The following is a 10,007-nucleotide window of genomic DNA, read 5'->3' on the forward strand; positions in this document are numbered from 1 at the left end:
TTCAGCCGAGCCGCTCGAACTGCATGCCGGCCCAGACCAGCCAGCCCAGGCTGTAGACGGTCGCGCAGAGCCCGAGCACGAGCGCCCAGCGCGCGATCGCACGGTTCTCGACCGGGCGACGCAATGACATGATCGCCGCGATGACCGCCACCACTGCGACCGGAATCCCCCACCCCACGAAGAACGACGCTCCGAGCGCCACGATCGCGGCCACCAGCGCCCACGGCGCCAGTCGGGTGTCGTCGATCGACACGGTCCCGGTGGACGGCTCCCACTCCGTCTCCTCGGGGGCGTCGATGTCCGGTCCCGTCACGACGACCGGTTCGATGCCCACCGGGCCCGTGGGCAGGCGGGTGTAGCCGTCGCGCCGCGCGCCGGGAAGGCGGGCGGTTCCCGCGGGGTGCTCCACCTCGTCGCTGGGGCGCTCGATGCGAGCCGCCGGCGTCGGGGGCGGGGCCGGCTCCGCGTCGGGAGCGTCGGGGGCGGCGCTCATGCGGGCACCGCCTCCGCGACCTGGATCTCCGTCACGGGAAGCGTCGAATCCGCCCCGAAGGCGAGCGTCGACGGCGGACGCCCGGAAGAGATGAGCTCGGCGGCGAGTGCGGCGATCATCGCCCCGTTGTCGGTGCAGAGCGAGAGCGGGGGGATGCGCACGGTGACGCCAGCGGCGTCGGCGCGCTCGAGCGCGACATCGCGGAGCCGTCGGTTCGCGACGACCCCTCCCCCGAGCAGCAGGCGGGGGACGCCGAGATCGGAGCACGCGGCGAGGGCCTTCGTGACCAGCACGTCGACGACGGCCTCGCGGAAGCTCGCGGCTACGTCGGCGACGGGCACGTCGATCCCCTCGGCCTCGCAGCGCTCGACCCAGCGGGCGACCGCCGTCTTGAGCCCAGAGAACGAGAAGTCGTACCGGTGCTTCGCCAGGTCGGAGGCCCGCGACAGTCCGCGGGGGAACCGGATCGCGTGCGGGTCGCCGGTCGCCGCCGCCCGATCGATCTCCGGCCCTCCGGGGTACGGGAGCGACAGCAGCCGGGCGACCTTGTCGAAGGCCTCGCCCGCGGCGTCGTCCATCGTCTCCCCGAGCAGCTCGACGTCTGTGGTGAGGTCTCGCACGTGCAGCAGTGAGGTGTGCCCGCCCGAGACGAGCAGGGCGATCGTCGGGTATTCGAGCGGCGCGGAGTCGGCCGTGAGGATGTCGGCCGCGATGTGCCCGACCAGGTGGTTCACCGCGTACAGGGGCTTGTCGATCGAGACGGCGAGGCCCTTCGCGGCGCCGACACCGACCATCAGCGCGCCGGCGAGCCCTGGCCCGCTGGTGACCGCGACGGCATCGAGGTCGGCGAGTCCCACCCCCGCTTCGGCGAGCGCGGCGTCGATCGAGGGCTGCAGCGCCTCGAGGTGCGCCCGCGCGGCGACCTCGGGAACGACGCCGCCGTAGCGCGCGTGCTCGTCCATGCTCGAGGCGATGGTGTTCGACAGCAGGGTGCGCCCACGCACGATGCCGATGCCCGTCTCGTCGCAGCTCGTCTCGATGCCCAGAACCAGCGGTTCGCTCATGCCTTCGCCTCCTCGTCCGCCGCGGAGGGCGCCGCATGGTGCCGCAGGTGCATTCGCATCACGATCGCGTCGACGCCATCCGGCTGATAGTAGTGCGGGCGGCGGGCGATCTCCTCGAAGCCCTCGGCACGGTACAGCCCCTCCGCGGAGGGGTTGTCGGCCCTGACCTCCAGGAAGACCTCTCGCGCACCACGCTCCGCCGCCGCAGCGAGCAGAGCGCGCAACAGGGCGCGTCCTCTCCCGTGTCCCCGATGTTCGGCGAGCAGTGCGATGGTCTGGATGTCGGCGTCGGCACTGCCGAGCAGTGCCCGTACCCCGCCGTAGCCGATGACCTCGCCGTCGTGCTCGTCGACCAGATACCGGCCGTGCGGGCTGACGAGTTCGGCGACCATGGTCTCCGAGCTCCAGGCATCGGTCGGGAAGGACCTGTTCTCGATCGCCATGATCGCGTCGAGGTCATCTGCTGAGGCGTCTCGAAGGGTCATGTGCCCACCTTCTTCGGGGCACCGGGGAGCGTCACATCAGGGTGCCGCATGTACAGGGGCTCCTCCCCGGCGAGCGTGCGGCCGGCCGCGAGAGCCCGCGCGCCGACCCGTGCGAGGTCCGTCGCGGACAGCGTCGACACATCGATGCGGCGGATGCCGTCGAGGTGGGCATCCGCGTCTGCCGCTCGGACGAGCACGGTGTCGGCGACCACAGCGGGGATGCCGTCGTCGTCGAGACCATCGAACACGGTGATGGCGACCTCGCGTCGGCGCGCGTCGGTCACGATCGCGAAGGGTGCGGTCTCGGTGTCGAGAGCGGTGAGGGCTGCCGCGAGGTGGCTGGGGACGGGGACGACGGGGAGGTCGCGGCCGAGGGCGAAGGCGCGCGCGGCGGCGATGCCGATGCGCAGGCCGGTGAACGGCCCCGGCCCCATGCCGGTGACCACGTGCGTGATCTCCGTGTCGCCCGCCCCGCCGGAAGCATCGCCCGCCTCGCTGAGAACTTGCACGAGCAGGTCTCCGATGACCTCGGCATGGCCGAGCGGGTCGACGGCAGCCGCTTCGGCACGTCGTTCCCCGTCGGCATCGATGAGGGCGACGGCAGTGCCCAGGGAGGTATCGACGGCAAGGATCACGACTCCAGGTTAGCCGCCGTCCCCTGGGGAGGGCTGCCGACCCGAGCCGCGCACCCCGGGTCAGCCGAGCGGCGCGCGCAGGGGGTAGTCCTGGTCTTCCAGGATCACCTGCGCGGCGGCTCCTGTGGTCTGGTTCACGATCACGGGGGCGAGGAGGTTCACGCTCACGCCCTCGGACGAGGGGTGGGCGACCACCAGCACCAGCGCGTCGTCGGGAGAGCCGAGAGCGAGGCCGTCCGCCTGCTCATCGCTGAGGGTCGGCGCGTAGTCGCTCAGCACCGTCCGAGGATCGACCAGGAACAGGCGCAGTTCCGCATCCTCGACCGCCCGCAGGGAGAACAACCCGTCTGACCCGTCGACGGGGGCGAGTGCGAAGTCCACATGGGGAGCCAGTCCCGGAGGCGGGGCGATGAACGTCAGTACGGCGCTCATCGCAGGAAGTCCATGAGCGACGGCTGCAGCACACGCGCGTTGACGGCGAGCGCCGAACGGTACACGAGCTCCTGCGCCTGCAGACGCACGAGCACCTCGATCGAATCGACGTCCTCCACCGCCGTCCTGCGGGACTCGAGGGACACGGAATTCTGCACTGCCGCCTCCTTGGCGCGTTCGATCTGGGACTGCCTGGTTCCCACCGAGCCCTGCACCCCGAGCATGGCGGTGCGTCGACTGTCGATCTCGCCGAGCCGGGGCCCGACGTTCGTGCCGGAGCGGAGGTCCGCCACGATCTTGTCCACGAGCGCGAAGACGGAGTCGTCTCCCGTGCCGAAGACCGCGGCGCCGTCGGTGTCGACGCGCACAGAGGCGGCGTCGGAGACCCGACGGGTGACTTCCGCTCCCGGCACCCCGCTGTGACTGTAGTCGGCGGCGAAGGCGGCCGTGTCGGACGTGCCCGCGAACACGGAACGGCCGAGCAGCCGCGTGTTCGCCTGGGACAGCATCTCCTTGCGGATGCCTTCGAGCTCGACCGCCAACGCCTCCTTGGCCGTCGCGTCCAGCGCCCCGTCGTTCGCGCCCTGGGCCGTCAGATCACGCACGCGCGCGAGCAGGGCGGTGCTCGCCGTGATGGCCGTGTCGGCAGCGGTGACCCAGGCGAGGCCGTCGTCGATGTTGCGCGCATACTGCTCGGTGCGACGCTGCTCGGCGTGAAGCGCCAGTGCCGTGGCCGCTGCCGCCGGGTCGTCGGACGGTGCGGCGAAGGCACGCTGGGATGTCGCCTGCTCCTGCAGACGCGCCAGCTCGGAGAGGTTGGACTGCAGCTGGCGCATGGCCGTCTGCGTCATGGCGGATGACGTCACTCGAGAGATCACGGTGCTCCTTCGCTCAGCGTCCGACGAGGCCGGTGCGGTTGATCAGGACGTCGAGCGCCTCATCCACCGCTGTCATCACACGGGCGGCGGCCTGATAGGCGGTCTGGTAGGTGAGCAGGCTGATGGTCTCCTCGTCGCCGTCGACAGCGGCGACCGACTGCTGGGCTCCGACGGCGGCGACAGCTGCGGAGTCGGAGAGCTTCGCGCGCTGCACGTCGGCCGCTGTCGCGACCCCGAACCGGGTGACCTGATCGGACCAGACGGCGTCAGGGGAGCCAGCGCTCCGACCGATCTGCGAGATCAGGTCGGCGTTGGTCGCGTCCAGGGCACCGGCACCGGGCGCCGCGAGCGCGAGCTCGGAGGCCGAGCCGACGGCGACGGTCACGCCCAGTGCGGCGGAGCCCGTCGTCGGCACGGTGAAGAAGTCTCCCCCGGCCTGGCCGGTGGAGGTCACCCCTGCCCTGTGCTGGGCGTTCATGGCGTCGGCCAGCGTCGTTGCGACCTTGTCGTACGTCGCCGCGAGCCCGGCGAGCATGCCGCCTTCGGAGGCCGGGGCCAGCACCGACAGCGAGGCACCGAGCTCACCGCCGTCGATCGACACGGGCAGATCGGGCGCAGACGCCCACGAGAGGCTGAACCGCTGCCCCGAATCGATCGAGGCGGGCCCGGTCAGCACCAGGTGGCGTGAATCGGAACCCGATACCAGCGCGTTGCCGCCCAGCCGCACGGTCATCGTGCCGTCGCTCTCGATGGTCGCCGCCGCGCCGGACATCCTGGCCACGTTCTGCGCGAGGACGCTGCGCTGATCCATGAGCTCGTTCGCCGAGCGGCCGGAAGCGAGTGCATCGCGGATCTCTCCGTTGAGGACCGCGATCTGGTCGGCGGTGGCGTTCACCTGGGAGACCGTGCGGTCGGCGGAGTCGCGCGCATTGCTCCACTGGGTGGCGACGTTCCGGTACCCGCCGGCGATGTGCGAGGCGAGCTCCTTCGCCGATTCCAGGATGCTCGAGGCCGCTGCCCCCGAGTCCGGCGTGTTCGCGAGGTCCTGCCAGCCGGACCAGAACTTGGACAGCCGGGCGGCGAGCCCGTTCGCCGTGGGCTCGGCCAGCGATGCCTCGACCGTGGTCGCGGCCACCGCCCTGGTCGACCAGTACCCCGAAGCGCCGAGGGCGTCGCGCACCCTGGCGTCGAGAAGGGCGTCACCCAGGCGTGCGACGCCGTCGATCGAGACGCCGTGCCCCGGGAGGGCGCCCACGCTGAACCGTCCGGTCTGCGCGATGGCCGCGACGGCCGAGGTGGTCACACGCTGCCGCGTGTACCCCTCCGTCTTCTGATTGGCGATGTTCTGCCCGACCACGTCCATGCCGCGTCGGGCAGCCGCCAGTCCGCTGGCCGCCGTGTTCAATCCGCTGAAGGTCGACATGATCCCCTCTCGGTCACATCTCGGTGTCGATGATCCGCGCGGCGTCGTCGCGCGCGCGGTCACCCTTGGTCGTGTACTCGCCCGTGTCGTGCCCGAGCGCGGCGATCGTCTCCTGCGTCGCGCGGAGCACTCCGCTGAGCTGCTCGGCGTTGGCGTCGCGCAGCTGCTCGACCTCGGCGGCGAGCTTCGACAGCGCTCGCAGATGGTCGGCGAACACCTCCTGCCATGCCCCTTCCGGCGCGTGCTCGATCAGCTCGCGGATCGTCGACGCCTCGGGAGCTCCCCACTCCTCGGCGACGGTGGCGACCTCGAGGGTGCGGGCGAGGCCTGCGCCGCGCAGTCGATCGAGCACCTGATCGATCTCCCGTGCGGCAAACTGGATCCACTGGGATCGCCCGGCGGCGAGAAGCAGCTGCTGCTCATCGAGCTTGAACAGCAGCATCTCGAGCAGCTCGCGCTCTCGCCACAGCTGTATCGATAGTTCGTTGGCTCCCATGATCCCCTTTTCCCCAGTGATCGCCCCGCCTGACAACGCGGCCAAAGGTCACTATCGGCCAGCGTCTGCCTAACGTTACTATGTGGAACGGCGATGGATAGTTCTCCCCATGTACAAATCACAAAACGTGTGATATGTACATCTGTTCATCTCCTTGGATCTTTCGGAGTGCATCCAGAGAGGTGGATCATCCCCCATGTCGTCGCGCGCTGAGCGCAATCTGCTCATAGAGAGCAACCTCCCCCTGGTCGGATACCTCGCCGCCGAGACCCATGCCCGCGCCACCCACATCCCCCGCGACGAGCTCGCGGCCGTCGGAGCACTCGCGCTCGTGACAGCGGCCGAAGCATTCGATCCGGAGCTCGGCGTACCCTTCGGGGCCTACGCCCGCCGACGCATCCTCGGCGCTTTCGCCGACGAGATGCGCTCAATGGACTGGGCCTCCCGCGGCATACGCAAACGCATCAAGGAGACCGTCGCCGTCCGCGAGGCGCTGACCGCCGGGCTCGGCCGCACCGCGACGGTCGCCGAGGTCGCCACCGCGATGGGCGTCGCGAAGGACGTCGTGATCGAAGCACTCGGCGACGCCGCCAGGATGCTGACCACTCTCGACGACCCCGCCGCCCGTGACGTCACCGCCGAAATCCCCCTCCCCGAGGAATCGGCACTGGTGGGAGAACGGCGCGAGGTGCTCGAGCAGGCGGTCATCGCCCTGCCGGAGCGCATGCGGCGGATCGTGCAGGCGGTCTACTTCGACGAACGCCCCGTCAAGGAGATCGCCGAGGAGCTCGGGGTGACGCACTCCGCGGTGTCGCAGCAGCGCTCGGAAGCGATCCGGCTTCTGCGCGACGCCCTGGACCGCTACTACGCAGAGGGGTCGACGCCGGCAGCGACGACGCGGGTCTCCCCCGCGGCCCGCGATGCCTACTTCACCAGGATCGCGGACGCCGCCGGCTCCCGGATCGCCGGGGTCTTCCGCGAATCGGCGACTGCCTGAGCCGATTCCCCGCCGGCCCGACTAACGCGCCGGGAACCTCCGCCGATAGGTGTGACCGGGAGACCACGGATGGTCTCCCGCACAACACCATTCACGGAGGAGAACCCTTATGGGTATGCAGATCAGCACGAACGTGTCGGCACTCAACGCCTACCGCAACCTGTCCAACACGCAGAACGACCTGTCGAAGTCGCTCGAGAAGCTGTCCAGCGGCTTCCGCATCAACCGCGCGGCCGACGACGCTGCAGGCCTCGCGATCTCCGAGGGCCTGCGTTCGCAGGTCAACGGCCTGAACGTCGCGGCACGCAACGCCCAGGACGGCATCTCGGTCATCCAGACCGCTGAAGGCGCCCTGACCGAGGTCCACTCGATCCTGCAGCGCGTTCGCGACCTGACCGCTCAGGGTGCGAACGACTCGAACAACACGAAGTCGCGCGACGCGATCCAGAAGGAGATCAACACCCTCGGTGATGAGCTCACCCGGATCGCCGGCAGCACGAACTTCAACGGCATCAAGCTGCTCTCGGGCGGCAACACGCTGACGTTCCAGGTCGGTGCGGGCTCCGTCGCCGCCGAGGACCAGATCTCGGTCGCCCTGACCGACTTCGCCACCCTCGGTGCCGACATCAAGACGCTCGCGGGGACCATGACGGACGCCGCGACGTACGGTGCCGCGCTGGCGGGTATCGACACGCAGATCCAGGCGGTCTCGACCGCACGCGCCGGCTACGGTGCGCTGCAGAACCGCTTCGAGTCGACCATCAACAGCCTCAACGTGTCGGCGGAGAACCTCTCCGCCGCCGAGAGCCGGATCCGCGACACCGACATGGCGTCCGAGATGGTCAAGTTCACGTCGAAGAACATCCTGTCCCAGGCAGGTACGGCGATGCTGGCACAGGCCAACCAGGCCAACCAGGGCGTGCTCCAGCTCCTGCGCTGAACCACGTCATAGGGTCCGGACGCCCACCGGCGTCCGGACCCTGTCCGCTCCTCAACAGGAAAGACGACCATGTCCCTCTCGCTCGACGGCCTCGTCTCCGGCCTGAAGACCACCGAGGTCATCAAGGCGCTGATGGATGTCGCCTCCATCCCCCGTTCACTGCTCAAGGCGAAGATGGATGACAAGAACGGCATCGTCACCCAGCTGCGCACCCTGAACACGGCGGTGCAGAACCTCGCCACGGCAGCCGAGAAGGCCGCGACCCGCGACGGACTCGCCCGCTTCACCACCTCGTCCTCCTCGCCGACGGTCACCGTCGCCACCCGCGATGGTGCCGCGCCGCTCTCGGCCGACATCGTCGTCGACAAGGTCGCCAAGAACCACACGATCGTCTCCGCAGCCTCCGCCGGGTGGCCCGTCGACCCACCGGTGATCACCCTCGAGAACGCCAAGGGCGAACGCGTGCAGGTCACCGCAGACTCCACGTCGATGCAGGATGTCGCCCGCGCGGTGAACGAAGCAGGCTTCGGCATCGTCGCCGCGGCCGTCCCCGCCGGACGTGACGCCGACGGCAACCCGATGCACCGCCTGCAGTTGCGGGCCGCCGACTCGGGAGAGGCCGGCCAGTTCCGCGCCTACCGCGGAGACACCGCTGCGGTAGCGGCCGGCACCGCCTCCGACATCTCCACCGAAGCAGGAGCGGCCGTCATCGACGTCGGTGCCGACGCCCAGGTGCGCCTGTGGGCCGGCACCAGCGCGGAGCAGGTGCTGACCTCGTCGAGCAACACCTTCACCGACCTGTTCGACGGGGTGGACGTGACCGTCTCCGCGGCCTCGGCGGCGCCCGTGACCATCGGCGTCGCCGTCGACACCGCTGCTCGCACCAAGGCCTCCGCAGAGTTCATCGCCGCCGTCAAGGACATCCTGACCCGCATCGACAACGGCTCGAAGGCGACCATCGCCGCCAAGCAGGGAGACAAGACCACTCTGGGCGTCTTCACCGGCGACAGCGCAGTCCGGGGACTGCGCACGGCCCTCGCCGATGCGGTGCAGCACCCCGTGAACGGCGTCTCTCCTTCGTCGATCGGCATCTCGAGCGACACGTACGGCGTGATGAGCTTCGACGAGGAGAAGTTCGCCGAAGCCCTCGCGAAGGACCCGGATGCCGTCGCAGGACTGTTCTCCGACATCGCCTCGCGGGTGCAGGACACCGCGAAGGTGTACTCGGACAAGTACGAGGGGCTCCTCACCACGCGGATCACGGGCCAGGAGAGCGAGGTCAAGGGACTCGGCGAGCAGATGGAGCGCTGGGATGTCCGCCTCGCGCAGCGCAAGACCACTCTCGAGCGCACCTACGCACGCCTCGAGGTGATGCTCTCGCAACTGCAGTCACAGTCCTCGTACCTGACCTCGCAGATCGCCGCCCTTCCGGGCTCGAGCTCCAACTCGGGGAAGTGAGCATGAACGCCGCGCTCCGCGCCCAGCAGCGCTACCGTGACGACGCCGTGCTGTCGGCGCCGCCCGAGCGTCTGGTGACCATGCTCTACGACCGTCTCCTGCTCGACATCGAGCGCGGGGAGATCGCTCAGCGCGCAGAGGACTGGACCGAGGCGAACGCCCAGCTGCAGCACGCCCAGGCGATCGTCTCCGAGCTGTCGTCCTCGCTGACCGACGACTGGAACGGCAGCGCCGGCCTGCGCTCGCTGTACGTCTTCCTGTCGCAGACGCTCATCGGCGCCAACATCGGCCGCGACCCGGAGCGCACGCACGCGTGCCACGAGATCGTCGCGCCGCTGCGTGACGCCTGGCACGAGGCCGCTCGCACCGTCGCCGAGGCGCGGGCGTGAGCGGGGAAGAGTGGACCGCGCTGCTCGACCGGCTCGAACAGGAGGCCGAGCAGATCCTCGATGCCGCCCCCGGTGCCGCTGCCGACGCCGACCTCGCCCCGTGGACGCCGCCGAGCACGCCGCTTCCCGCCGAGCTCGCTGACCGCGCCCGGCGGGTGATCGACCTCCAGCGCTCAGCGATGGACCGTGCCCGCTCCGACCTCGACGGCATGCGCCGGCATCTCGGCGCCGTGAGCCGCATCCCCAGCACCCGTCGGCCGGAGGAGCCTGCCTACCTCGACGTCGATGGGTGAGCTCGCTCCCTAACGTCGCGCTGA

13 protein-coding genes are annotated in these 10,007 nt (G+C 70.0%); 5 read left to right on the forward strand and 8 right to left on the reverse strand.

Going from position 1 to position 10,007, the window contains the following annotated elements:
• Window position 1 precedes the first annotated feature (1 nt).
• The 8 genes from HDC31_RS12420 to flgN are packed head-to-tail and all read right to left on the reverse strand — an operon-like array spanning window position 2 to window position 5,906.
• On the reverse strand, window positions 2-493 hold the full coding sequence (locus HDC31_RS12420) for a hypothetical protein (RefSeq protein ID WP_058632723.1): 492 nt from the start codon (window positions 491-493) through the stop codon (window positions 2-4).
• Complete coding sequence (gene tsaD, locus HDC31_RS12425) at window positions 490-1,557, reverse strand: tRNA (adenosine(37)-N6)-threonylcarbamoyltransferase complex transferase subunit TsaD (RefSeq protein ID WP_046747410.1); 1,068 nt, start codon at window positions 1,555-1,557, stop codon at window positions 490-492. The genes HDC31_RS12420 and tsaD overlap by 4 nt, the downstream gene beginning before the upstream one ends.
• A complete protein-coding gene (gene rimI, locus HDC31_RS12430; protein ID WP_058632722.1) occupies window positions 1,554-2,042 on the reverse strand; it encodes a ribosomal protein S18-alanine N-acetyltransferase in 489 nt (162 codons plus the stop codon). Before rimI ends, tsaD begins: the two co-directional genes overlap by 4 nt.
• Window positions 2,039-2,677 (reverse strand): tRNA (adenosine(37)-N6)-threonylcarbamoyltransferase complex dimerization subunit type 1 TsaB, encoded by a 639-nt coding sequence (tsaB, locus tag HDC31_RS12435; protein WP_179516160.1) that lies wholly within the window; start codon window positions 2,675-2,677, stop codon window positions 2,039-2,041. The genes rimI and tsaB overlap by 4 nt, the downstream gene beginning before the upstream one ends.
• Before the next feature lie 60 nt (window positions 2,678-2,737).
• A complete protein-coding gene (locus HDC31_RS12440; protein ID WP_113680842.1) occupies window positions 2,738-3,109 on the reverse strand; it encodes a flagellar assembly protein FliW in 372 nt (123 codons plus the stop codon).
• Window positions 3,106-3,987: a flagellar hook-associated protein FlgL gene (flgL, locus tag HDC31_RS12445; protein WP_058632719.1), complete on the reverse strand. Its 882-nt coding sequence runs from the start codon at window positions 3,985-3,987 to the stop codon at window positions 3,106-3,108. Before flgL ends, HDC31_RS12440 begins: the two co-directional genes overlap by 4 nt.
• Before the next feature lie 13 nt (window positions 3,988-4,000).
• Entirely contained in the window at window positions 4,001-5,410 is a 1,410-nt protein-coding gene (flgK, locus tag HDC31_RS12450) for a flagellar hook-associated protein FlgK (protein WP_179516161.1), read from the reverse strand.
• Between the two features lie 13 nt (window positions 5,411-5,423).
• Window positions 5,424-5,906 carry a flagellar export chaperone FlgN gene (flgN, locus tag HDC31_RS12455; protein ID WP_113680844.1) on the reverse strand — a complete coding sequence of 161 codons (483 nt, stop codon included), beginning with the start codon at window positions 5,904-5,906 and terminating at the stop codon, window positions 5,424-5,426.
• 196 nt (window positions 5,907-6,102) lie between these two features.
• Between flgN and HDC31_RS12460 the strand changes: the two genes are divergently transcribed.
• The 5 genes from HDC31_RS12460 (at window position 6,103) to HDC31_RS12480 (ending at window position 9,983) form a co-directional block, all read left to right on the forward strand.
• Complete coding sequence (locus tag HDC31_RS12460; RefSeq protein ID WP_113680845.1) at window positions 6,103-6,903, forward strand: sigma-70 family RNA polymerase sigma factor; 801 nt, start codon at window positions 6,103-6,105, stop codon at window positions 6,901-6,903.
• Between the two features lie 109 nt (window positions 6,904-7,012).
• Window positions 7,013-7,843, forward strand: a complete 831-nt coding sequence (locus HDC31_RS12465; RefSeq protein WP_045263723.1) for a flagellin — start codon at window positions 7,013-7,015, stop codon at window positions 7,841-7,843.
• A 69-nt stretch (window positions 7,844-7,912) separates the two neighbouring features.
• Window positions 7,913-9,301 carry a flagellar filament capping protein FliD gene (gene fliD, locus HDC31_RS12470; protein ID WP_179516162.1) on the forward strand — a complete coding sequence of 463 codons (1,389 nt, stop codon included), beginning with the start codon at window positions 7,913-7,915 and terminating at the stop codon, window positions 9,299-9,301.
• Window positions 9,302-9,303: 2 nt separating this feature from the next.
• A complete protein-coding gene (gene fliS / locus HDC31_RS12475) occupies window positions 9,304-9,690 on the forward strand; it encodes a flagellar export chaperone FliS (protein ID WP_046747400.1) in 387 nt (128 codons plus the stop codon).
• Entirely contained in the window at window positions 9,687-9,983 is a 297-nt protein-coding gene (locus tag HDC31_RS12480; RefSeq protein ID WP_061015743.1) for a hypothetical protein, read from the forward strand. Before fliS ends, HDC31_RS12480 begins: the two co-directional genes overlap by 4 nt.
• The last annotated feature ends 24 nt before the right edge of the window (window positions 9,984-10,007 follow it).

This window comes from Microbacterium sp. JAI119 (assembly GCF_013410135.1).
GTDB lineage: Bacteria > Actinomycetota > Actinomycetes > Actinomycetales > Microbacteriaceae > Microbacterium > Microbacterium oxydans.

What these genes read in the sequence shown, in the direction of transcription:
- HDC31_RS12465 (WP_045263723.1), top strand. Translation starts at nt 7,013, where the DNA reads ATGGGTATGCAGATCAGCACGAACGTGTCGGCACTCAACGCCTACCGC.
- fliD (WP_179516162.1), top strand. Translation starts at nt 7,913, where the DNA reads ATGTCCCTCTCGCTCGACGGCCTCGTCTCCGGCCTGAAGACCACCGAG.
- tsaD (WP_046747410.1), bottom strand. Translation starts at nt 1,557, where the DNA reads ATGAGCGAACCGCTGGTTCTGGGCATCGAGACGAGCTGCGACGAGACG.
- flgK (WP_179516161.1), bottom strand. Translation starts at nt 5,410, where the DNA reads ATGTCGACCTTCAGCGGATTGAACACGGCGGCCAGCGGACTGGCGGCT.
- rimI (WP_058632722.1), bottom strand. Translation starts at nt 2,042, where the DNA reads ATGACCCTTCGAGACGCCTCAGCAGATGACCTCGACGCGATCATGGCG.
- HDC31_RS12460 (WP_113680845.1), top strand. Translation starts at nt 6,103, where the DNA reads ATGTCGTCGCGCGCTGAGCGCAATCTGCTCATAGAGAGCAACCTCCCC.
- HDC31_RS12420 (WP_058632723.1), bottom strand. Translation starts at nt 493, where the DNA reads ATGAGCGCCGCCCCCGACGCTCCCGACGCGGAGCCGGCCCCGCCCCCG.
- flgN (WP_113680844.1), bottom strand. Translation starts at nt 5,906, where the DNA reads ATGGGAGCCAACGAACTATCGATACAGCTGTGGCGAGAGCGCGAGCTG.
- fliS (WP_046747400.1), top strand. Translation starts at nt 9,304, where the DNA reads ATGAACGCCGCGCTCCGCGCCCAGCAGCGCTACCGTGACGACGCCGTG.
- HDC31_RS12440 (WP_113680842.1), bottom strand. Translation starts at nt 3,109, where the DNA reads ATGAGCGCCGTACTGACGTTCATCGCCCCGCCTCCGGGACTGGCTCCC.